Annotated in this window: 22 protein-coding genes and 1 pseudogene; 12 read left to right on the forward strand and 11 right to left on the reverse strand. The window is 55.8% G+C overall.

The genetic code is table 11. The features are described from left to right. Positions 1 to 64 precede the first annotated feature (64 nt). From rfaE1 to PHD76_07630, 9 genes are all read left to right on the forward strand, one after another. Positions 65 to 1,084: a D-glycero-beta-D-manno-heptose-7-phosphate kinase gene (gene rfaE1, locus PHD76_07590; protein MDD5261697.1), complete on the forward strand. Its 1,020-nt coding sequence runs from the start codon at positions 65 to 67 to the stop codon at positions 1,082 to 1,084. Next, positions 1,056 to 1,613, forward strand: coding sequence for an HAD-IIIA family hydrolase (locus tag PHD76_07595; protein MDD5261698.1), 558 nt, complete (start codon positions 1,056 to 1,058; stop codon positions 1,611 to 1,613). Before rfaE1 ends, PHD76_07595 begins: the two co-directional genes overlap by 29 nt. Next, the gene (kdsB, locus tag PHD76_07600; protein MDD5261699.1) at positions 1,610 to 2,341 is read left to right on the forward strand and encodes a 3-deoxy-manno-octulosonate cytidylyltransferase; all 732 of its coding nucleotides are present in this window, start codon (positions 1,610 to 1,612) and stop codon (positions 2,339 to 2,341) included. The genes PHD76_07595 and kdsB overlap by 4 nt, the downstream gene beginning before the upstream one ends. Before the next feature lie 54 nt (positions 2,342 to 2,395). Continuing rightward, positions 2,396 to 4,009, forward strand: coding sequence for a CTP synthase (locus tag PHD76_07605; GenBank protein MDD5261700.1), 1,614 nt, complete (start codon positions 2,396 to 2,398; stop codon positions 4,007 to 4,009). Beyond that, a complete protein-coding gene (gene kdsA, locus PHD76_07610; GenBank protein MDD5261701.1) occupies positions 3,987 to 4,778 on the forward strand; it encodes a 3-deoxy-8-phosphooctulonate synthase in 792 nt (263 codons plus the stop codon). Before PHD76_07605 ends, kdsA begins: the two co-directional genes overlap by 23 nt. Next, entirely contained in the window at positions 4,765 to 5,208 is a 444-nt protein-coding gene (locus tag PHD76_07615; GenBank protein ID MDD5261702.1) for a hypothetical protein, read from the forward strand. The genes kdsA and PHD76_07615 overlap by 14 nt, the downstream gene beginning before the upstream one ends. Continuing rightward, positions 5,205 to 5,687 (forward strand): LptA/OstA family protein, encoded by a 483-nt coding sequence (locus tag PHD76_07620; GenBank protein MDD5261703.1) that lies wholly within the window; start codon positions 5,205 to 5,207, stop codon positions 5,685 to 5,687. Before PHD76_07615 ends, PHD76_07620 begins: the two co-directional genes overlap by 4 nt. Positions 5,688 to 5,705: 18 nt before the next feature. Further along, positions 5,706 to 6,434 (forward strand): LPS export ABC transporter ATP-binding protein, encoded by a 729-nt coding sequence (gene lptB / locus PHD76_07625; protein ID MDD5261704.1) that lies wholly within the window; start codon positions 5,706 to 5,708, stop codon positions 6,432 to 6,434. A 363-nt stretch (positions 6,435 to 6,797) separates the two neighbouring features. After that, the gene (locus PHD76_07630) at positions 6,798 to 7,670 is read left to right on the forward strand and encodes a hypothetical protein (GenBank protein ID MDD5261705.1); all 873 of its coding nucleotides are present in this window, start codon (positions 6,798 to 6,800) and stop codon (positions 7,668 to 7,670) included. A 27-nt stretch (positions 7,671 to 7,697) separates the two neighbouring features. Here PHD76_07630 and PHD76_07635 read toward each other — a convergent pair. The 11 genes and pseudogenes from PHD76_07635 to leuS all read right to left on the reverse strand — a co-directional run bounded on the left by PHD76_07635 (position 7,698) and on the right by leuS (position 19,941). Then, positions 7,698 to 7,913 (reverse strand): annotated as a pseudogene (locus PHD76_07635) (transposase). Positions 7,914 to 8,005: 92 nt separating this feature from the next. Next, positions 8,006 to 8,305, reverse strand: coding sequence for a type II toxin-antitoxin system RelE/ParE family toxin (locus PHD76_07640; GenBank protein ID MDD5261706.1), 300 nt, complete (start codon positions 8,303 to 8,305; stop codon positions 8,006 to 8,008). Next, positions 8,302 to 8,544, reverse strand: a complete 243-nt coding sequence (locus PHD76_07645) for an addiction module protein (GenBank protein ID MDD5261707.1) — start codon at positions 8,542 to 8,544, stop codon at positions 8,302 to 8,304. Before PHD76_07645 ends, PHD76_07640 begins: the two co-directional genes overlap by 4 nt. Before the next feature lie 217 nt (positions 8,545 to 8,761). Then, entirely contained in the window at positions 8,762 to 10,249 is a 1,488-nt protein-coding gene (locus PHD76_07650; protein MDD5261708.1) for a PDZ domain-containing protein, read from the reverse strand. Beyond that, positions 10,227 to 11,735: a trypsin-like peptidase domain-containing protein gene (locus tag PHD76_07655; protein ID MDD5261709.1), complete on the reverse strand. Its 1,509-nt coding sequence runs from the start codon at positions 11,733 to 11,735 to the stop codon at positions 10,227 to 10,229. The genes PHD76_07650 and PHD76_07655 overlap by 23 nt, the downstream gene beginning before the upstream one ends. Before the next feature lie 268 nt (positions 11,736 to 12,003). Continuing rightward, positions 12,004 to 13,635, reverse strand: coding sequence for a hypothetical protein (locus PHD76_07660; protein ID MDD5261710.1), 1,632 nt, complete (start codon positions 13,633 to 13,635; stop codon positions 12,004 to 12,006). A gap of 20 nt (positions 13,636 to 13,655) precedes the next feature. After that, complete coding sequence (locus tag PHD76_07665; GenBank protein ID MDD5261711.1) at positions 13,656 to 14,138, reverse strand: DUF1844 domain-containing protein; 483 nt, start codon at positions 14,136 to 14,138, stop codon at positions 13,656 to 13,658. A gap of 13 nt (positions 14,139 to 14,151) precedes the next feature. Continuing rightward, on the reverse strand, positions 14,152 to 16,725 hold the full coding sequence (locus PHD76_07670) for a pitrilysin family protein (protein MDD5261712.1): 2,574 nt from the start codon (positions 16,723 to 16,725) through the stop codon (positions 14,152 to 14,154). Positions 16,726 to 16,854: 129 nt separating this feature from the next. Next, on the reverse strand, positions 16,855 to 17,340 hold the full coding sequence (locus tag PHD76_07675) for a hypothetical protein (protein MDD5261713.1): 486 nt from the start codon (positions 17,338 to 17,340) through the stop codon (positions 16,855 to 16,857). Between the two features lie 3 nt (positions 17,341 to 17,343). Then, a complete protein-coding gene (locus PHD76_07680; protein ID MDD5261714.1) occupies positions 17,344 to 17,481 on the reverse strand; it encodes a hypothetical protein in 138 nt (45 codons plus the stop codon). Next, complete coding sequence (gene leuS / locus PHD76_07685; GenBank protein ID MDD5261715.1) at positions 17,482 to 19,941, reverse strand: leucine--tRNA ligase; 2,460 nt, start codon at positions 19,939 to 19,941, stop codon at positions 17,482 to 17,484. Positions 19,942 to 20,033: 92 nt separating this feature from the next. On the opposite strand from leuS, the gene PHD76_07690 reads away from it, so the two are divergent. The 3 genes from PHD76_07690 to rdgB form a co-directional block, all read left to right on the forward strand. Beyond that, positions 20,034 to 20,312 carry a type II toxin-antitoxin system VapB family antitoxin gene (locus PHD76_07690; GenBank protein ID MDD5261716.1) on the forward strand — a complete coding sequence of 93 codons (279 nt, stop codon included), beginning with the start codon at positions 20,034 to 20,036 and terminating at the stop codon, positions 20,310 to 20,312. Between the two features lie 10 nt (positions 20,313 to 20,322). Next, on the forward strand, positions 20,323 to 20,712 hold the full coding sequence (locus PHD76_07695; GenBank protein MDD5261717.1) for a PIN domain-containing protein: 390 nt from the start codon (positions 20,323 to 20,325) through the stop codon (positions 20,710 to 20,712). A 5-nt stretch (positions 20,713 to 20,717) separates the two neighbouring features. After that, the coding region (rdgB, locus tag PHD76_07700) for an RdgB/HAM1 family non-canonical purine NTP pyrophosphatase (protein ID MDD5261718.1) at positions 20,718 to 21,280 on the forward strand (563 nt) is incomplete at its 3' end.

Consider the following 21,280-nt stretch of genomic DNA (forward strand, 5'->3'; position numbering starts at 1 on the left):
GAAAAAAAGAATTGAACCCGCAACAGGGTGCGGAGAGTATTAACCCTTGTCTTAAGAGTTCATTATGGCAGAAATCACCTTTTCCCCGGCGCGCCTGAAAAAAATTGTCCAGCGGATGCAGGAATTGCGCATCCTCGTCATCGGCGACCTGATGCTGGATGAATTTGTATGGGGCAAGGTCACCCGCATTTCTCCCGAGGCGCCGGTGCCGGTCGTGCATGTGACCCAGGAAACCGCGATGCCGGGCGGCGCGGCCAACGTGGCCCGCAACCTGGCGGATTTTGGAATCAAAGTCGGTGTTTGCGGTGTGTTGGGCAAGGATGCGGCGGGTGAAAATCTGGCCCGCCTGCTGCGCAAAGCCAGGATGGACACCAAGGGCTTGTTTATCGAAAACCGTTTTTCCACGATTGTCAAAACCCGGATCATTGCGCGCCATCAACAGGTGGTTCGTGTGGACCGCGAAGCGCCGCTGAAATTTCGCGAGTCGGAAATCGAGCAAATCCGTTCCTTTTTGAAGAAGGAGATTGAAGGGTATGACGCGGTGATTGTGGAAGATTACGGCAAGGGCTTTTTGACCCAGGAAATCTACGACGAAGTGGCGGAACTGGCGAAACCCAAAAACCTGATCATCGCCGTGGACCCCAACCCCAACAATCCCCTGAACTTTACCGGGGCGACGGTGGTGAAGCCGAACCGCCTCGAAGCCTGCGCGGCCTGCGGCATTGCCGATGTGGAGGAGAATGACAAACTTGACGCCGTGGGCCGTGATCTTCTCGAACGCTGGCAACTGCCGTATCTGCTCATCACCCTGGGCGAGCACGGCATGATGTTGTACCAGCGGTTTCTGCCGCCGCACCACACGCCCACGCGGGCGCGGGAGGTTTTTGATGTGTCAGGCGCGGGCGATACGGCGATCTCATTTTTTACGGCCGCGCTGGCTGCGGGATTGAACGGCAACGAAGCCGCCGAGATCGCCAACCATGCCGCCGGCGTGGTGGTCAGCAAGCTGGGCACGGCCACACTCCAGCCGGAGGAATTGATCGAAGCGATTGCCAATGATGAAAAAACGAGCGGTATTTCTTGACCGGGACGACACTCTGATCCGGAACATTCCGTATTTGGGTGATCCTTCCCGGGTGGAAATTCTGCCCGGGGTGAGGGAAGGCCTGCCGAGATTGAAGGAAGCCGGCCTGGAGTTGTTCCTGGTGTCGAATCAATCCGGAGTGGGGCGCGGACTGATCACGGAAGCGCAGGTGCATGCGGTGAACGAAGAGATGTTCCGCCGCCTCGGGGCCGGTCTATTTTCAGGCTTGTATTTGTGTTATGCCGCGCCCGAAGATCCCCAGGGCGTGCGGGAACGGAAACCGTCGCCCACCATGCTTTTTCGCGCACGGGACGAAAATAATATCGAGTTGGCGGAAAGCTTCATGCTGGGGGACCGGCTGAGTGACGTGCGCTGCGGTTTGAACGCGGGCTGCTGCAGTGTCCTGGTTTTGTCAGGCTATGAAGATGCGGAAGCGGACAAGCGGCAGGCGCAGGACCTGGCGCATCATGTGGCGGCTGATTTTTGCGGGGCGGTGGATTGGATTTTAAGCAGGATGCTGGAAACATGAGCGCTGCCACTTCTCAAAAGACTGTTTGGGTGGTCATTCCGGCGCGGCACGCTTCCACCCGCTTTCCCGGCAAAATGCTGGCGGACATCAAGGGCAAGCCCCTGATCCGCCGTGTCTGGGAGGCTGTCGGCGCCGCGCGTTCCGTTTCCCGGATATTGATTGCGACGGATCACGAGGATATTTTCAATGCGGCCCGCGGTTTTGGAGCTGAAGTCCTCATGACCTCGCCGGAACTTTCCAGCGGCACGGACCGCGTGGCTGCAGTGACGGCTGGATGCGGGGCGGATTGGATTGTGAATGTCCAGGGCGATGAACCGATGATGCGGGGCGAAATTTTGGATCAATTTATCGGCGCGTTGGGGGATTTCCCGATGGCCACGCTGGCCCGGAAAATCACGGACCCGGAGGATGTTCTCAACCCGAATGTCGTCAAGGTGGTGTCGGATTTTGCCGGGAAGGCGCTGTATTTTTCACGCTCGCAGATCCCGTATCCCAGGGAACCGGGCGGCGCGGTGGAGCACTGGCAGCACCTCGGGATTTACGCGTATCGCCCGGAAGTGCTTCAAAAACTGGTCAAATTGCCGCCGTCTCCGCTGGAACAGGCCGAAAAGCTCGAACAGTTGCGCGCCTTGCAGAATGGGATTGCGATTCAAGTTCTGCCCACTAACTTGGAAAGCATCGGAGTTGATACCCCCGAGGATTTGAAACGCGTGTTGCGTTATTTTTAGCGTGTGTAGTAGGGGAAGCGCCCCGGATTTTGAACAATCAACGTTGTTTTTTGGATGAAATATATTTTTGTAACAGGCGGTGTGGTGAGTTCCCTGGGAAAGGGGTTGACGGCCGCGTCCCTCGGAACGCTGCTGGAACGCCGCGGCCTGCGCGTCCTGCTGCAAAAATTCGACCCGTACCTGAACGTCGATCCCGGAACCATGAGCCCCTATCAACACGGTGAAGTGTATGTTCTCGAGGACGGGGCCGAGACCGACCTGGACCTCGGGCATTATGAGCGCTTCACCAACTCCAAGCTCAGCCGCCGGAACAATCTCACGACCGGCCAGATTTACGAGGAGGTCCTCCGCAAGGAGCGCCGGGGCGATTATCTGGGCAAGACCGTGCAGGTCATTCCGCACGTCACCGACGAAATCAAGTCGCGCATCAAAAAAATCAGCCAGTTCCACGAATGCGACGTCGTCATCACCGAAATCGGAGGCACCACCGGGGACATCGAGGGCTTGCCGTTTTTGGAGGCGTTGCGGCAATTCGCGCTGGAGGTCGGACATGAGAACGCGATTTTCATCCATGTGACTTTGCTGCCGTATATCAAGGCGGCGGGCGAATTAAAATCGAAGCCCACCCAGCAAAGCGTGGCCAAGCTCCGCGAGATCGGCATCCAGCCCCAGATTCTGGTCTGCCGGACGGAATATCCGGTTGACAAGGAAACGCGCCAGAAGATTTCACTGTTCTGCAATGTGCCGACCGAAGCTGTGATCGAGGAGCAGGATGTGGCCTATACGATTTACGAAGTGCCGCTCATGCTGCAACGCGAGCATATGGACGATCTGGTTTGCCGTTATCTGCGCCTGGAACTGCCTCCCGCGGACATGAAGGACTGGCAGATCATGGTCAACCGCATCATCGCCCCCACGCATCGCGTGAACATCGCGGTGGTGGGCAAGTATATTGAGCACCAGGACGCCTACAAAAGCATTTACGAGGCGCTCACCCATGCCGGCGCCGCGACCGATACCGGAATCAATCTTTTGCGCGTGGATGCAGAGGACATCGAAGGCGAGGGGGCGGAAAAATTTCTCTCCGGCGTGGACGGGGTGCTGGTGCCCGGGGGATTTGGCAATCGCGGCATCGAGGGCAAAATCCAGGCGGTCCGTTTTGCGCGCGAGAACGGCATTCCGTACTATGGATTATGCCTCGGGATGCAGGTTGCCGTCATCGAGTTCGCGCGCAATGTCTGCGGCCTCGCGGGGGCGCACAGCATGGAATTTGACGTGGACACACCTCATCCGGTGATCTCGCTGCTCGATGCCCAGCAAAAAGTCACAACCAAGGGCGGCACGATGCGACTGGGAAGTTTTGTTTGCCATTTGGAAAAGGGCACAAAGGCCCTCGCCGCCTACGGACAGGGCAGCATCAACGAGCGCCACCGCCATCGCTACGAGTTCAACAGCCAGTATCGGGCGCAGATGGAGGCGAAGGGATTGAAGGTTTCCGGCCTTTTCAGCGCGCAGAATCTGGTCGAGATTGTGGAGATCCCCGCGCATCCCTGGTTTGTCGCCTGCCAGTTCCACCCCGAGTTTCAGTCCAAGCCCAACAAACCGCACCCGCTATTCCGCGAGTTTGTGAATGCGTCCCTTTCCCATGCCGCCCAAAACAAAAACTAACCCGTTTGTCCTCATCTCCGGCCCCTGCGTTTTGGAGAGTGAAGCGCAGGCGCTGAAAATCGGGCGCACCGTGCGCGATATCTGCCGTGACATCGGCTGGCGCTATATTTTCAAGGCTTCCTATGACAAGGCCAATCGCACCTCCATCCGTTCACAGCGCGGCCCCGGAATTGACATGGGTTTGGCGATCCTGGCCCGCATACGCGAAAAGCTGGATGTCCCGGTGCTGACGGATGTGCATAGCGTCGAGGAAGTGCATCAAGCGTCCTTCTTCGTCGATGCGGTGCAGATACCGGCGTTTCTTTGCAGGCAAACGGACCTGATCCTGGCCGCAGGAGAATCCGGAGTGCAGGTGAATGTCAAAAAGGGACAGTTCCTCGCGCCGGATGATGTGGATGCGATTGCGGAAAAATTGAAAAGCGCCGGCTGCCGCGATTATTTTATAACCGAACGCGGTACTTCCTTCGGCTATCATAATCTGGTGGTCGATATGCGAGGACTGGCCTGGATGCGGGAAAAGGGGCACCGGGTGATTTTTGACGCCACCCATTCCGTGCAACGGCCCGGCAGCCTGGGCGGGGCGACGGGCGGGGACGGGAAACTGGCGCCGGTGCTGGCGCGGGCGGCAGTGGCCGCGGGTGTGGACGGACTGTTTATCGAGACCCATCCGAATCCATCGCGCTCACCCTCGGATGGCCCTAATATGATTCCTCTTGCCCAAATGCCCTCGGTTTTGAGACAACTGGCGAAGATACATGAAGTTATTTAAGCTATTTCCGGCCTTCATCCTTGTCCTGGGCGCCATCGGCGCAGGGCTGGCTTTTGGGCAAACGGATTTTGCGGTGGGTTCCATCATCAAGGGATTTGAGCTGCCGCAGCGGGACAAGCAGGGCAACCTGCAGTTGAAGATTTTCGGCAAGGAAGCCACGGTCATGAGCAAGAACCGAATCCAGGTGCACGGCCTCAGCATTGATATTTACAGCGGCGGGAAGGCGGGCACAAAGATGACATCCGACGAATGCGATTACTGGAGCGAGGAAAAGCGCCTGACCTCCAACAACGGCGTGAAGGTCGTGCAACCCAGCTTCGTGTTGACCGCAAAAAACATGGATTGGGACCTCCAGGGATCGCGTGGAATTTTTAAGGAAAATGTCCTGGTAGTGATTACGCAACGAAACGCCGCACTTGTAACACCATGAAAAGAATCCATACAACCATCATTTCAGCCGCGCTCCTTGGGTTTTTGTGTCTCCCGCTCGGGGCCGAGGATCCGGCGCCGGCCGATGCCTCGAAATCCGATGTCAAGGAAACCATCGTCAACAGCAACACCTTCCGCCTCGATATGGGAAAAAAGGAGGGCACGTTCACGGGCAGCGTGACGGTCAAGGACCCCAAGTTTGATTTGGAATCGGAGGAACTGGTGGTTTATTTCAACAAGGACAATCAAATGGAACGGCTCGTGGCGCGGGGCAATGTCAAAATCCGCCAGGCTCAGGGCCACAGTTCCACCAGCCGCGAAGCCGAATACACCGTGGCGGATAAAAAAATCAAGCTCACCGGCGACCCGGTTGTGTTGCAGGGCGGGAACCGGGTGACCGGAACGGTGATCACCATTTATCCGGACTCCGACCGCATGGATGTGGATGGACACACCAAAATCCAGTTTTTCCTCCAATAATCCACCTGCCCACGCCGAATGCCTGAACCGATCATCAGAGCCGCAGGGCTGGTCAAGACCTACGGGGAACGCAACGTGGTCAATGGCGTCAGCCTCAATATCTTTGCAAACGAAGTGGTCGGCCTGCTGGGCCCGAATGGCGCCGGGAAAACCACCACGTTCAACATGGTCGTCGGCTTGGTGCGTCCGACCAGCGGCGAGATCTATTTGAACGGCGAGGATGTGGCGGACATGCCCATGTACCGGCGCGCGCGGCGCGGGATCGGTTACCTGCCGCAGGAGGAATCCATCTTTCGGAAATTGACGGTTGAGCAAAATCTGCTGGCCATTCTCGAAACGCTTCCGATCCCGCCGGAAGAACAAATGGAGCGGATGAACGACCTGCTGGCCGAGCTGGGCATCGAACACGTCCGCAAGAGCCGGGCGTACATGCTGTCGGGCGGCGAGAAGCGGAGGTTGGCGATAGCGAGATGTCTCTGCACGGACCCGGCCATTTTTCTGCTGGACGAACCCTTCAGCGGGGTGGATCCGCTGGCGGTTTATGACATTCAACAGATCATCCTTTCCATCCGCGCCAAGGGCATGGGTGTGTTGATCACCGACCACAATGTCAGGGAAACGTTGTCCGTCGTGGACCGCGCGTACCTGATCTGCGAAGGCCGCGTCGAGAGCGAAGGGACCAGCGACTTTTTGATCAACGACCCGATTGCGCGCGAGCTCTACCTCGGGCCGCGGTTTAATCTGTAGCCGTTTAAAGTCCCCTCTATCAAGAGGGGCAGAAAGGTCGCCACAGCGACCGCTTCGGGGTGTGTTGATTTCCTTGGATTTCTCACGGATATCGCGCGCGCAAAGGAAAAACGGGTTTGCTTTGGTGTTTAACAGGAGCGCGGGCGTCCCGCCCGCAGTCGCAGGCGTCCCGCCAGCGACACTCATCTCCTTCACCAGCCTTGAGGCTTTGTTTTTAAAAAAACACCCTGAAATTTCTTTGTGATCCGAAAGTTTTGCGTGCTATAGGAGTTATTGTGTTGGGATTAGACCGGGAAGAAACATGAGGGTTTTATTCTATAAAGCATGCCTTGTGGTGTTTAGTGTAAAGAGTCTGTACGAAATATGATAAAATGTAAAAAACAGATCGATTTATTAGCTCGTCATGTTGCTCATGAGGTGCTGAGTAATGCCCAAAAAGAGGCGAAAGCTTTACAAGCTTACATATGTGCTGTCTATCGACCTGACAAAAATATGGAGCCAGAGCAATTTGCAACTGCGACGCGCATCAAGGTTGATGATCACTACTTTTTAGTTACGGCAGCTCATGTACTTGATGATAACGACGACGGAAATACCTTATATATTCAAGGACATGTCTCTGGAAAGTTGGAGGAACTCGTCGGCGATTCGTTCCGGAGTAGCAAGGTGATTGGGAGCCGGAAACAAGACCACACGGATATTGGCGTTGTAAAAATCAATGGCACATTGTTGGATAACATAGGGCGTGATTATTTTATGTCAGTCGAGATGCTTGACCCGAATGATACCGGAACGAGTGGGGGGATTTATTTAGCGATGGGCTTCCCTGCATCGAAGAATAGGCTCACTTACAATGCTGGAGGCAAAATCAAATGCAGGGGCATGCTCTACACCGCAAATATACTACCTAAAGAAAAGATTGATCAATTAAAACTCGGGAATTCCGCACATCTGCTAATTGGTTTTGATAAGAAGAATACACATACCAAGGACGGTGTTAGGATTGTCCCCCCTGACCCGACAGGTCTGAGTGGGGGACCTTTATGGCGATATAGCCCATATGACGATAGTCCAGTAAAAAGCCGATGCGTTGGAATAATGATTGAGTGGCGACAGGAAGTGAAGGGACTTCTGGCGCTTCGAGTGCCTGTCTTAATTGCTGGTATTGCTCACGAGTATCCTCAGTTAAAACAATATTTGCCCCAAACAATCACAGTTCGTGTAAATATTGCTTAGAGTGTGTTGAAAAAGTCATAATATCATTCAGTTAGCGATAACATTAGACATGAGATTGATGAATGCCAGGCGGATGAAGGCGGCGCTATGAGAGATAAGGCGCTCATAATCCTTGACCAGCCGTCGGCACTTGGTGAGCCACGCGAAGCTGCGTTCCACGATCCAGCGGTGAGGTTGCACCACAAACCCTTTTTGTCCACTCAAGGCCCTGAGAATTTCCAAATGGAGTTTCCCGTAACGTGAATGGGGTCAACGCCTGACATTGACAAAAGAGGCGGCACTATGCGCTTTTTGTGCAAACGCGCTGAGATAAGAAAATTTGAAAATCACCTGCTTTAATCTGCGCGATCTCGCCAATAGCCGGGTTCTCTATGCAAATGCATCACGGCTATAATATGGATGGTGTCTTCATCCGACATGCGAAAAATCACACCGTAAGGGAAGCGGGCAAGCTGCACGCGTCGGAAGTCTTCTTGGAGGCAAGTGTAAAGTAACGGTTGGCAGCGCGCCTTTTCCATGGCCACGGAAGCTTCCATTAGAAAGCTCCGTCCCAGGCTAATTTCGCGCAACTGGTAATACTTGGCGGCTTTGGCTGCCTCGCGGGCTGCGGCGGGGTGGATGAGCAGCCGTTTCACCCCAGTTGCTTTTCCACATAATTTTCGAAATCCTGGAGGCTCAGACCTTCCACCGATCCATTTTCCAACTCGCGGGCACGCTTTTTGATTTCCTGAAGCCACTGAGGACTGAGGGGCGCGTCGTCGTTACACTCCAGACTGTTGATCAGGACGCTGGCCAGCCTGGAACGCTGTTCCAAAGGCAGGGTAAGCGCTTGATCAATAACTTCCTCAAAGCTCATGAATTTACTGTAAATCATGGAAGTCTTTTGTCGAGCTTGATGGGCTTATTTCAGAAGAACGGTAAGATCGTTTTATCCTTGGATGGGGGAGGATTGCCACATGGCGAATTTGTACTGCGGCGGCACGACGCCGCTTTTTTACAACGGGCGACATGTCGCCCGTTTCCAAAGCGCAGACATGTCTGCGCACTCCAAAAATTTCTTTTGACAACGAATTTCCCGCGCAGCGGGAAATTCAGGGAATCCGCTTCAGCTCATTCAGGCGATAGAGCTTTTGGAGCTGCGGTTCTTCCAAGCGCAGGCGCGGGATATCGAGATAGATGATCCTGGGGTCTTCCTCGAATTCGACGGTGCAAAATTCCGGGCCGGATTGCTCCAGCGCGGGGTCAATGTCCGAAAGCCGGCGGATTTCCTTCCCATTGATCTTTGTGACGATCAGGGTATGAAGCCGGTCATAACCAATGTTGCTCGGCGCGGCCAGCACCTGGCTTAAAATCACGAGGCGCCGTTTTTCAGCGCCGAACAATTCGTCTTGATAGGCATCCTGATACACCAGCTTTTGCGGCGCTGTTGTCGCCCAGTTTTCGCCCCACTCCCTCAGGTAAGGGCGCGAAAGTTCAAGAAAGACCAGTCCGCCCAATACATAATAGCCGGGCGCCCGGTCATACAGATACGGCGGGCAGACAAACTTTTCCGGCTTTTTCCTGTCAAGCTGAAGCACAAATTCCATCGGCTTGCCCTTCCGCAGAATTTTGACCTTGAGCTTGTCGCCCACGGCATAGCGGCTTGCAACCCAGTTTTCGACGCCCACTTTTCCGTACGGCGGGCATTGATAATGTCCATCCATGTCAACCGGCGTGCCATCCACAGCCAGCAAGACATCGCCGGACTCCAGACCGGCCTTGGCCGCGGGGCTTTCCGGGCCGATCCGAGTCAGATAAACTCCGCCGCTCTCATTTTCCGCCCCGGCATAGCGGCGCAATTGCGGATCGCGCAGGGTTGAGTATGAAAATCCGGTTTGAGGGAAACTGGAGGCTTGACCGTTCCCAGCCTCCTTGAGGAAACGCTCAATGACCTCCGAGGGGATGACTGTTGCGTTCTGTGTCCTGGCATCGTAGCGAAACAACAAGCCTGCGAGACGACTATGGCTGAGCGCCGGGAGTACCGAGCCGCCCTCGCGGATTTGAAGCGACAAATTGAGGCGATACAGCAGCAGGCGGGTCGCGTCATCGGTGTAACGCCCGACTTCCACGGTGTTGATGTAGCCCTTGGTTGCGGCCAGTGTGTCATTGCTTTCCAACTGCCAGATGTCGATTTCATCATTCGTGGCAGCCGGTGCGGCAAGCGAGAGCGGTGTGAGATCGGAGAAAAAGCCCGCGTCGTCGCTTTTTAGCAGGGCGAGATTGGCTTCGTAATCGACCCATTCGACTGTGGCGGGGGTTTTGGCGCCGCTTTCGGCTTTTTCGATTTCAATGTAGGTGGCGTCCGCAATGACCTCAGCCGTGACCAGAACCCGGTTCCCGGAAAGAATCGGAGCGACGGCGCGGTGCGTCACGGGCTGGCGTTTCAACCAGGGCCGGTGGAAATCATAAGCCTGGCCGGTGGCGGTGACCCGGACAATGGAATGATTGCCCTTCACCGTCCGTACGGCATGCCATTCCGGGGCGTGGCAACCCAGGATCAGCAGTGAACAAATAACGTTAAGGAGTAATCGCGTCGCCAAGGTATTGTTCCTCGTGAATGTTGTAAAATTTCCTGATGCGTTCCCGGGCCGGTTCGACTGCGGACGCTTCGACCACGATGGGGCGGCTCTCGCCTTCCAGTTCGATGACATAATATTCGGCGGGTTTGGAAAAACTTTCCGCAAGGTCCTCCAGCCGCCGGATGGCCTTCCCGTTCACTTTGGAAACCACGGACAGGCGCGCCGCGCCGAAGTAGGTGTTGACGGGGTCGGCGAGCACGTCGCTCAAGACAATGATTTCGGAGCGGTCCATGTAAATGGATTCGTTGACATACTGCTCGTACAAATAGCGCAATCGAAGCGTATTGGCGCTGAGGGACTGCATCAAATTCCGCGTCAGGGGCTGGAAGACGAGCCCGGCGAAAACCACGTAGCGCGGGCGGATGTCATATTGGAAGCTCGCCATAAGATAGGGCCAGAAAGGCTTGAGGCGGACGGATAGTTCCAATTGCCTGCCATTTCTCAGGGCCAGGAATTTGACGGTGTCGCCGGTGAATTTTCGCTCCACAATTTCCACCATTTCAACCCGGGTGCCTTCCAGGCTTACAAAGCCGTCGCTTCCGATGGGGAGCCCGTCGATTGTCAGGAGCACATCGCCCGCCTGCAGGACTCCGTCGGCCGAGCCTTGTTTGAGCACGGAAGAAACCAGCACCCCGCGATCATCGTCCTTCAGGCCGAGGATCTTGCGCTCGCCGGGGTTGACCAGGGGAAAATAATTGATGGCCAAATCCACATAGCGGTCGTAATGCCCGTCCTGAATGTCCTTCAGGAAGCGGTGAATGACGGGAACCGGTATGATGTAGCCGACGTTTTGGGCCACATCGCCGGAATAACCCTGGAACGCCACGCCCACGACCTTGCCGTTTTGAAGCACCGGACCTCCGCTGTTGCCGGGATTGATGGCGGCGTCAATCTGCACGATCAGATGCGAGTCAGCCGAGGAATGGCTGTAGGTTTGAAAGTCCACCCGCGACACCACGCCGCGCGTGACCGACATCCTGTCGCCACCAATGGGATAGCCATAGACCGAAACCGTGGTTTCAAGCTGAGGAATCTTGTCAAATTCGAGCGGGAGCAGGTTCTTGAGGAAATCGGGGGTATCGACGCTCAGAATGGCCAGGTCGCAGTCATGGGCGACGAACGCCACGCGGGCGGGATAGAGTTTGGGGTCGCCCTCCCGTTCCACCGTCAGGAACCGGGTGTTGCTGACCACATGCGCATTGGTCATGATCCGGCTGCCATCGATGATGAATCCGGTGCCGCTGACCTTGCTCAGGCTTCCGGGATTCCAAGGCGCGCGGTAGTCCGGGTTTTGGATTGTATTGGTGATGCGGACGAGACTCTGGCGGATGTCGGGCGTTTCGGCTGATTTGCCGGTTACCGGGCAAAAGAATAGAAGAGAAAATAGAATGAGCCCGATGGCCCCAATCGTATCGGAATGTCTCGGCTCAGGTGGCTGAAATTTCACAAGTGTCCGAACAGAATGGGGAATTACAGGTGCGCCGCAAGATGAAATTGAAGGAGGAATTCATCCAAAAACAACCCCTTCGGTGTCCATTTTGCTTGAGGCAACACGAACCACGGACTCCTACATGCGTCGCGAGCAGGTGGACACGGATTAACACAGATGAAAACCAGCGCGTTTCTTACTGGAAGATCGCGAAGGACGTGGAGGAAATGATGAATGCAGAATGAAGGGTGCCCTTCAGAGCATGGTGCAGGGAAAAGGCATGGGGTTAACGAGATGGCAAATCCTGGCCGCCGGGAGGCTGTTCGTAACGGTATAAAAGAAAATTCCGGGACGCGTAGGCAAGCCGGAACGACGCGGGGACGGCAATGTACTCAAACAATCGGACTGAAACGATGCGCAGGCGGTCGCGGTCCGGTGATTCGATCTCGGTGAATTTTTTTCCTGTCAGGATCTGCCGGGAATTGCGGTACAGCCGCTCCGGCCAATAGAGCAAAACCCAACCGGCTTTTCTTTTATTCAGGATCGCTTCGGCCTCGGGAAAGCTGCGTGTGGTGAAAAATCTGGCGGAATCCGAGATGCCGTCGATGCTTTCATGCGAGGAACTGGCGACAATCGGCGCGCCGCTGTAGTAAAGCAGGGCCGGTGAAAACCACCACGGGGCGAGGATGGAGCGTTCGGTGGTCTTGATCTGGCTTGCCGCTTTACGAATCTCCACCAAGTCGGATGGCCGACCCGCATCCTCCAGTTCGCTGATATTCCAATCAAGCATCGGCGCGAAATGAATGAGCAGAAAAAAGGAGGCCAACGCCCATTTCCATCCGCTCTTCAGATTTTCGGGCAAAACAAGGAACACTGAAAACATGGAGGCGGCTGCAAAAAAGTAACCCCAACGTACCTGGAGAATGGCCAGAACAAAAGAAAGCGCAGTGCTGAGCAGCAGCATCAGTGTCGCTGGCTGGCGCCAGGATTTTTGTTTTCGAAAAACAAGGAGCAAAAGCGGCAAAAGAAAAACGGCAAATCCATACTTAAAGAATCCATATCCATACCGAGGCATCCATGTAAGGTTTTCCGGTTGCAGTTCGCCGATGGTGGTCATCCAGTTTTTTGCCAGCGGTTCGGCCATCCCGAGGTAAGCCTGCCAGCGGATTCCTTCGAGCAGCAGCGTCGTGCCCGCGACAACAAGCAGCGGCATCCAAAAACGGCGGTCCTCGCCGCGCCGGAGGCACAGGTTGACCGCAAGCAGCACCATGAGAAACAACAACGGTTCAAACAGCGAAGTCCAAAGGGCGAGTCCCCAGACCAGTCCGGCCCAGAGATGAAATTCCGGTTTTTCCCAGCGCTTGAGTTCGAACGCGAAAGCGAGGATCAGCAGGCTTACGATCAGGCATTGGTGATCCGGGCGGGCGGAAGCCGTTGACCAGATCAGCATGGGGCTGAGGATGTAAGTCCACAATAGCGGCAGGCGCGCCCAGGCCGGCTTGAAATCGAGAGTCAGGTAATACAAGGCGACAGCCGTCCATGCGGCTACGAGCGGCCCGATATAAAACCCCGCCCAATCCAACGCGTCTGCCGAGGTGGCGGGCAATGCCTTAAAAACAAGCGCCAGCAGGGCAAGCAGCCAGTCGAGCAGGGCGGTGGTATGAACCGGGATGCCGTACGGATAATTTTCAAAGGAATGCCAGGGTTGGAACCATGTGTGCCCTAACAGCACCCGTTTGACCCTGTAGAGTCGCGTGTAGCAATCCGGGTCCGCGAAATAAACAAGCCCATCCAGCAAATTGCTTTTGATGTACTTGAAGCGGGAGAGGAAAGCCGCGATTGCGAAAAGAAAAGCCGCAACAGGACGGGACATTTCCAACCGAAGCCTGGGAAACCTGCTCAGGATATCAGCCTGCATGTCTCAGTCTTCCTGGAAAATCAGCCGTAGCTCTTGAAATATTTTTTCTTCGGTTCCTCGTCCTGTTTTGCTTCAGGTTTTGACGGGGGAGCCGTCTCACGCGCGGCGTGCGGCGGGGCCGCAGCCTGCGGCGGTTCTTCGGCGGGATCTTCTTCCTCTTCTTCCAAGGGCGGCATGTCGAGCCCGGGATCGCGCTCCGGCATCATGCTTGCGGGGGTGCCCCCGCTGGCCTCGACAAAGGCGAGTTGGACTGATGAAAGCGCTTCATCGAGGATGCCAGCCTCCTGTTTGTTGAGGTTGCCCTTGGTCTTGACCTTGATGGTTTCCAACTGGTCGATCAGCATCTTCGCCGCATCCAGGTTCGGCGCGTGCCTGCGTCCGTCCGGGGTTGGAATTTTGCCCAGCACAAAAAGGATGTTCTGGGCCTGGATCATGACGAACTGGACAAATTTTTGGGCCAGCTCGCCCTGACTGTAATTGGGTTCTTCCCGGATTTCTGCCATAGTAATTGTAAATCTAAGGCTTTGCCTGCGGTTTGACAATCACGCAAACAAAGTTGTTTCCTGAAAAATATTTCGCAGCCGCCTGGTTTACCTCCTGCAGGGTGATGGCGGCTATCCTGGCGTTCAATTGATCCTCGTAATTCAGCCCGAGGCCATACAGCACGTTCAGTCCGCCTTTGTAGGCAAGCGTCGGCGCGGTCTGGCTTTCCATGAGCCGGCTGCCCACGAGCTTGGCCCGGGCCCGGCTGACCTCAGCCTCCGTCAGGCCGCCGGTGGCGATATTGTGGATTTCATCCAGCAGTTCGGAACGGACTTTCTCGCCCTTCGACGCTTCCGTGCCGGCGTAAAAGATAAAATAACCGGGCTTCACGCCCAACATCTGGTTGGTGCCAACAAAATAAGCCAGCGACTGCTTTTCGCGGATCCGGATAAACAGGCGCGAACCGAGGTCCGACAGGGCTTCATTGATGATTTCAAGCGCCGGGCGGTCGGGACTGTCCACCTGGCAGCCGGGAAAGCCGATCTCGACTATCGCCTGCTGCTTCGGTGTTGCAACCAGCACGTCCTGCCCGCGTCCCTGGAATGCGACATCCAGGTTTTGCGATGCCCCGGCGGAAGCGCCGAAGACGGACGGCGGGAATGATTTTTCAAAAGCGGCCACCAAAGCATCCCGGTCAAAGCTGCCGCCTGCGGCAAACACCACGGAGCGGGGTTGCCAGAGGTTTTTGTAAAAGCGGACAACATCCTCGCGGGTGATTGAAGCGAGGGTTTCAGCCGTACCCAGGCTGTTTCGGCCATAGGGATGCGGGCCATAGAGATTGGCTTTAAGCGCGTTCCCGGCGAGTACCAACGGCTTGTCCTGTTCCAGCTTGATGTCGGCCAATTGCTGGACCTTTTCCTTTTGAAACTCCGAGTCGGGAAAAACCGGATTCAGCAGCATGTCCGACAGCAAATCCATCGCCTTCCGGGCATCCGGTTCGAGGACTTCAATGGAAAGCGAAAAGGTGTTGTTTCCAAACTCCGTTTGGATCGATCCGCCCAAATTTTCAATTTCGTCGGCGATCTGCTCCGCGCTGCGGTGCGTGGTGCCTTTGTCCAAAAGCCGGAGCATCAGCTTCCCGATCCCGCTGTCTTTTGCATTTTCCACAAGCAAGCCGCCCCGCACGATGGCGCGGACTGTGAACAATGGCACCTTGTTGTCTTTCTTCAGGACCAGCGGGGCTCCGTTTTTCAGTGCAACCTGTTCCAGTTCCGATGATTTGCTTTTTGCCGTGGTGGCAATCGGCGCTTTTGCGGACGACTCCGGGACCAGCCTGACGACGGTCAGGTTGCCGGGGGTAAAATATTTCCGGGCCACGGACTGCAAATCAGCCGCAGTGACCTGCTGCAGCTTTTGAAGATAGGTGTCGGAAAAATAAACATCGCGGGCCACAAACCAATTGTTGCCGAGCGAATTGGCCTCGCCTTCCATTGTTTTACCTTCAGCGGCGCGGTCTGCCAGGGCCTTGCGCTTGGCCTTTTCGAGTTCCGTGGCGCCGATCGGTGTGTTTTTGAATTCCTCCAATAGTCGCGTGATCTCGGATTCGACCTCAGCGGTGGAAACCGTGCTTCCGGGGTGGAATGTGGCGGTGGCCGCCCAAAGCCCGGTCGCTCCCGGTGTGTAGGAAAAAACATCAACCGAGCGCAGCATTTTTTTGTTTTCAACCAGGTCGCGGTTGAAGCGCGAACTGTCGCCGTCGCCGGCAACGACTGCCAGCAGGTCGAGCGCATACGCGTCGGGGTCCGTGATGCCCGGTGTGTGATAGGACATCGCCATGCGGATCGTGTCGGTGGGGAAGGGCTTTTCATCCTCGCGCCGCGCCAGTTGCGCGGGCTCATCCGGAATGACAGGCGCTTCGAGCGGCTTTCTTTCGATGCCTGTCGTCAGCTTGTCCAGTTCGGTTTTGACTTCTTCCGGGTTGACATCGCCCGCGATGACAAAGGTCAGATTGTTCGGGACATAATATTTGTGGTAATATTCCAGGACGTCCTCACGCGTCAATTTGTTGTAAAGCTCCAGGTGACCGATGACCGGGTACTTGTAGGGATGGACGGCAAAGGCGGTGGCAAAGAGCAGTTTGGAGAGGCTGTTGCCGGGGTTGTCATTGGACATGGCGAACTCGCGACGGATGACTTCCTGTTCCTTGGAATATTGATCGACCGGCAAGGTGGAGTGGAAAATGGCGTCTGTTAAAACATCGAGGGCCGTTTTCCAGCCGGCACTGGGCAAATCGACGTGGAATACGGTCCGGTCAACCGAGGTATAGGCGTTGACATAACCGCCGACATTTTGAAGCGCGAGGGCGATTTCCGAATTGCCACGCCGTTCAGTCCCTTTGAACAGCATGTGTTCCAGAATGTGGGAGATGCCGCAGCCGAGATATTTGCCTTCCGTGGTGCTTCCCGCCGCGCACCAGGCCTGCATGGAAACCACGGGGGCGGAATGATCTTCCTGCACCAGGAGGGTCAGCCCGTTGGGCAGTACATATTTGGAGATGGCGGGCCGTTCCAGTTGGACGGACGATGTCGGTTTGGAATTATCAGTCATGGTTTTGGAGCATGCAGCAAGTGCCGCCGCGGACAAAAGTGCTGCAACTGCGTATTTTATTTTCATTCCAGTCCTTGTTGAAATCACGAAGCGGCTGGTTCCTTGAGGCGGAGCCAGGCGCTGTGGAAGCTATTCCGAGGCTGAAGAACTCGGTATGGATTTGTTGGAGCCGGGTTTGACCCGCGAAGCCCGGATGGCCGGCTTCTTTTTGCGCTCTTTCAGTGTCGGGAGCAGAGGCAAAAAGGGTTTCACAAAAGCCTCGTCGAAGGTGTAGGTTTCCGAAAAATCCTCGAGCTTGTCCGATTCGCTTTTGCCGAGCACGCCGTGCTGGACGAGATTGAAGACAATCTGGCCGAAGTCCTGGCAGCTTGAGACGCCCCACTCATTCAACACCAGTTTGCTCATGGGTCCGAATTCACGGAGGGTATAGTGGCGGATTCCGTCGAGGAGTTCGGGGCCCGAAACATGGCGCTGGTTGGAGGTGGACGCGTTGCGCTTGAGTGTTTTCAGAGTGTAATCCAGCCCCTCACGCACGAAACGGTAGGCATGGATGTCATAGCGGGTGTCTTTTTGGACAATTTCCTGCACGACTTGGTCGAAGTTGCTTCTCTGCATAATTTATTTTTTCTGCATAAGGCCCGGCGGCTTGTTCCAATCCGCGCCCGTGCGGATCAAATGAATCGTAGCCCCAAGGACCAGAAGGGAAAGCAAAAATATAACAATCACCGCTTCCCGCCGGGTCAGTTCAAGTTTCATTTATTGCACGACCAGGTTAACCAATTTTTTGGGAACCGTAATCACTTTTTTTACGGATTTTCCCGCGAGCCACTTTTCGAAGTCAGGGTGGCTGCGGGCAGCGGCCTCATATTCGGACGGGTCCAGTTCTACGGCAACCTTGATCTTGCCCTTCAGTTTCCCGTTGGCCTGAACCAGCAGTTCGATTTCCGACTCCTGCAAATAGGTTTCATCCGCAACAGGCCAGGCTTCATGCGACAGCGACCGCGAATGGCCGAGCCTTTCCCATAATTCTTCGGCCAGATGCGGGGCAAACGGCGCCAGCAGCAGCACGAACGGCTCGATCACAGACCTGGGCCGGACTTCCATCTGCGTGAGTTCATTGCTCATGATCATCAACTGCGAAATTGCGGTGTTGAATTGCAGCGCCTCGATGTCGTGTGTGACCTTTCGGATCGTTTGATGCAAGACTTTCAGCGCGGCAGGGGAGGGCGGCGCATCTTGAAGTCCCGGATGAAGCACCCATTCGCCTTCCTGGTTTTCCAGCATGACAAGGCGCCAGACGCGGCCCAGAAAACGGTAGGAGCCTTCCACTCCCTTGGTGCTCCACGGCTTGACCTGCTCCAGCGGGCCCATGAACATCTCAAACAGGCGCAACGCATCCGCGCCATATTCGGCGACGATGTCATCCGGATTCACGACGTTGCCGCGCGACTTGGACATTTTTTGGTTGTCCTCGCCGAGGATGAGCCCCTGGTTGACCAGCTTGTGAAAAGGTTCCGAGGTGCTGACCACACCCAGGTCGAACAAAACCTTGTGCCAGAAGCGCGCGTAGAGCAGATGCAGCACGGCATGCTCGGCGCCGCCGACATAGAGATCGACCCCGTTGGGCGACATCCAGTATTTCTCCACCTCTTTTGCGATGGCGGCTTTGTCGTTTTGGGGGTCGCAATAGCGCAAATAATACCAGCACGAGCCGGCCCATTGGGGCATGGTGTTTGTTTCGCGGAGTGATCCGTCAGGCATTGCAAGCCATTCCCCGGCCTTGGCCAGAGGGGCCAGCCCCTCCTTGCTGGGCTTGTAATCGTCAAGCCGGGGCAGGGGGATCGGCAGGTCCGACTCAGGCACGCTGCGATGCCCGTTCTTGTCCCAGACGATCGGGAATGGCTCTCCCCAGTAGCGCTGCCGGGAGAACAACCAGTCGCGCAGCTTGTATTGCACATGGCTGCGGCCGAGTTTTTTCTCCTCCAGCCAGGTGATGATTTTCTTTTTGGCCTCCGGGGTGGGCAGTCCGTTCAGGAAACCGGAGTTGACCGCTGTGCCTTCACCGGCAAAAGGAAGCGTGGTTTGGGCGTCCAAACCACTCACGACTTGAGTAATGGGCAGGGCGAATTTTTTCGCAAATTCAAAATCCCGCTCATCGTGCGCGGGCACGGCCATGATGGCGCCGGTGCCATAGCTCAGCAAAACGTAGTCGGCGATCCAGACGGGTATTTTGGCGCCGTTGACCGGATTGATGGCATGGGCGCCGGTGAAACAGCCCGTCTTGGTCTTGGCCAGATCGGTGCGTTCCAGGTCGGATTTGGCGGCGATTTCACGCAAATAATCCGCGACGGCCTGTTTCTGTTCCGGGGTGGTGATTTTGCTTACGAGTGGATGTTCCGGAGCCAGGACCATGTAGGTGGCGCCGAACAAGGTGTCAGGCCGTGTTGTAAACACCTCGATCTCAAAATCGAAATCTGAAATTTTAAATTTGACAGACGCGCCCTCGCTGCGCCCGATCCAGTTCCGTTGCATCTCCTTCAGCGAGTGCGGCCAGTCCAGCGCGTCGAGGTCGTTCAACAGGCGCTCGGCGTAGGCGGTGATTTTCAGCATCCACTGGCGCAGCGGGCGGCGTTCGACCGGGAAATTGCCGCGTTCGGAGCGCGGGCCTTCCGGCGTGGCCAGCACTTCTTCGTTGGCCAGGACAGTGCCCAGTTCCGGGCAATACCAAACAGGGGCCTCGGAAACATAGGCCAGGCCCTTTTTATAAAGCTGCATGAAAATCCACTGGGTCCATTTGTAATAGGCCGGATCCGTCGTGTTGATTTCGCGCGACCAGTCGTAGGAAAAGCCGAGCGCTTGGATCTGTCGTTTGAACGTGGCGATATTCTGGGCGGTTGTGATGCTCGGGTGCGTGCCTGTCTGTACGGCGTATTGTTCCGCGGGCAGACCGAAGGCGTCCCAACCCATCGGGTGTAATACGTTGAAGCCCCGCATCCGCTTGTAACGGGACACAATGTCGGTGGCGGTGTAGCCTTCAGGATGTCCGACATGCAGCCCCGCGCCGGAAGGATAGGGGAACATATCCAGGATGTAGTACTTCGGCTTTTCACTGCCGGGTTCACCCGGATTGGCGGCGCGGAATGACTTGTGCTGCTCCCAGTAGGCCTGCCATTTGGGCTCGATCTCGGGAAATGGATATTGTTTTCGGGTGCGCATGTTGTTTAAGGCGTGACAGCTTACCGTGCCGGTAGCGGTTGCAAAGTAGGAAAAAAGAAGAGTGCGAAAAATAAAACTTGCGGAAGTATGGCATGCATGCCATACTCAGTGCCATGAAAATGACCATGCACATTGATGAGGCCTTGTTGGAAAGGGTCATGGAATGGACCGGCGCCGGAAGCAAGACCGAGGCTGTGGCCCTGGCGTTGAAGGAATTTGACCGGAAGGCCCGGTTGAAGGATTTTTCCAGGAAGGGAATGGGCTTCACGACGGCCGAGTTGAAAGCGGCTGTGGATCCTTCCTATGACCTGATGGCCCTTAGGCTGGCTGAGAGTCCCACGACCTACAAGGTCCGCAGGAAAAAGAAATAAAGTTCCCGCCATGATCCTGGTGGATTCCTGTGTTTATATCGATTGCCTGCGCGAAGGGCGCGATGTATTTGAAGCCCTGAGGCCCTGGGCAAATCGCTTTGACCTGGCAACCTGCGGCATCGTCCGCTGCGAGGTGCTGGGAGGGGTGCGCAGACCCAAGCTCCGGCAAAAACTGTCGGAATATATGGATTGCATGCTCTATGTTCCCAGCATGGGCAGGATTTGGAAAAGAACCGAGACGTTGGCATGGGAACTGGACCGGCAGGGGAAAAGCCTGCCGTTGACCGATTTGATCATTGCCGTTTCCGCGATGGAAACAGGAGCGGCGGTATTGAGTTACGACCATCATTTCAACTTGATCCCGGGGCTGAAAGTATTTTCATCGCTGGAGTTGGAGTAACCCGGATGCCGAAGACATTGTTGATCGCCACCAAAAACCAGGGCAAAGCCAGGGAATTCAGGGAAATGCTGGGTTCCGGTTGGAAGGTGCTGACGATGGCCGATCTGCCCGGACGGCCCGCTGTGGTCGAGGACGGCGCAACCTTTGAGGAAAATGCGATTAAAAAGGCTTTGGAAGTGGGCCGGATGGAAAACTGTCTCGTGTTGGCCGATGATTCCGGGTTGGAGGTGGATGCATTGGGCGGCGCACCGGGAGTTTATTCAGCGAGATTTGCCGGGGAACCGGCGAACGACGCCAAAAACAACACCTTGCTGTTGAGAAAACTCATGGGAGTTCAGGTGTCCAGGAGAGGGGCGCAATTTCGATGTGTACTGGCGTTGGCGAAAGGAAAAAAGCTGCTCCACACAGTTGAAGGAATCTGCCGGGGCCGGATTTTAACCCTGCCGAAGGGCAGCGGAGGGTTTGGTTACGATCCGTTGTTTGTGCCGAATGGATATTCCGAATCTTTTGCGCAGCTTGGAGCTGAGGCGAAGCACCAGCTAAGCCACAGGGGCAAGGCAATGGCGCT

Source organism: Candidatus Methylacidiphilales bacterium (assembly GCA_028713655.1).
Lineage (GTDB): Bacteria > Verrucomicrobiota > Verrucomicrobiia > Methylacidiphilales > JAAUTS01 > JAQTNW01.

Excerpts from the sequence above, each read along its gene's own strand:
- PHD76_07605 (MDD5261700.1), top strand. The coding sequence starts at position 2,396 with ATGAAATATATTTTTGTAACAGGCGGTGTGGTGAGTTCCCTGGGAAAG.
- leuS (MDD5261715.1), bottom strand. The coding sequence starts at position 19,941 with ATGCGCACCCGAAAACAATATCCATTTCCCGAGATCGAGCCCAAATGG.
- lptB (MDD5261704.1), top strand. The coding sequence starts at position 5,706 with ATGCCTGAACCGATCATCAGAGCCGCAGGGCTGGTCAAGACCTACGGG.
- PHD76_07690 (MDD5261716.1), top strand. The coding sequence starts at position 20,034 with ATGCATGCCATACTCAGTGCCATGAAAATGACCATGCACATTGATGAG.
- PHD76_07665 (MDD5261711.1), bottom strand. The coding sequence starts at position 14,138 with ATGGCAGAAATCCGGGAAGAACCCAATTACAGTCAGGGCGAGCTGGCC.
- PHD76_07645 (MDD5261707.1), bottom strand. The coding sequence starts at position 8,544 with ATGATTTACAGTAAATTCATGAGCTTTGAGGAAGTTATTGATCAAGCG.
- kdsB (MDD5261699.1), top strand. The coding sequence starts at position 1,610 with ATGAGCGCTGCCACTTCTCAAAAGACTGTTTGGGTGGTCATTCCGGCG.
- kdsA (MDD5261701.1), top strand. The coding sequence starts at position 3,987 with ATGCCGCCCAAAACAAAAACTAACCCGTTTGTCCTCATCTCCGGCCCC.
- PHD76_07660 (MDD5261710.1), bottom strand. The coding sequence starts at position 13,635 with ATGCAGGCTGATATCCTGAGCAGGTTTCCCAGGCTTCGGTTGGAAATG.
- PHD76_07670 (MDD5261712.1), bottom strand. The coding sequence starts at position 16,725 with ATGACTGATAATTCCAAACCGACATCGTCCGTCCAACTGGAACGGCCC.
- PHD76_07630 (MDD5261705.1), top strand. The coding sequence starts at position 6,798 with ATGATAAAATGTAAAAAACAGATCGATTTATTAGCTCGTCATGTTGCT.
- PHD76_07680 (MDD5261714.1), bottom strand. The coding sequence starts at position 17,481 with ATGAAACTTGAACTGACCCGGCGGGAAGCGGTGATTGTTATATTTTTG.
- PHD76_07615 (MDD5261702.1), top strand. The coding sequence starts at position 4,765 with ATGAAGTTATTTAAGCTATTTCCGGCCTTCATCCTTGTCCTGGGCGCC.
- PHD76_07620 (MDD5261703.1), top strand. The coding sequence starts at position 5,205 with ATGAAAAGAATCCATACAACCATCATTTCAGCCGCGCTCCTTGGGTTT.
- PHD76_07695 (MDD5261717.1), top strand. The coding sequence starts at position 20,323 with ATGATCCTGGTGGATTCCTGTGTTTATATCGATTGCCTGCGCGAAGGG.
- PHD76_07595 (MDD5261698.1), top strand. The coding sequence starts at position 1,056 with ATGATGAAAAAACGAGCGGTATTTCTTGACCGGGACGACACTCTGATC.
- rfaE1 (MDD5261697.1), top strand. The coding sequence starts at position 65 with ATGGCAGAAATCACCTTTTCCCCGGCGCGCCTGAAAAAAATTGTCCAG.
- PHD76_07675 (MDD5261713.1), bottom strand. The coding sequence starts at position 17,340 with ATGCAGAGAAGCAACTTCGACCAAGTCGTGCAGGAAATTGTCCAAAAA.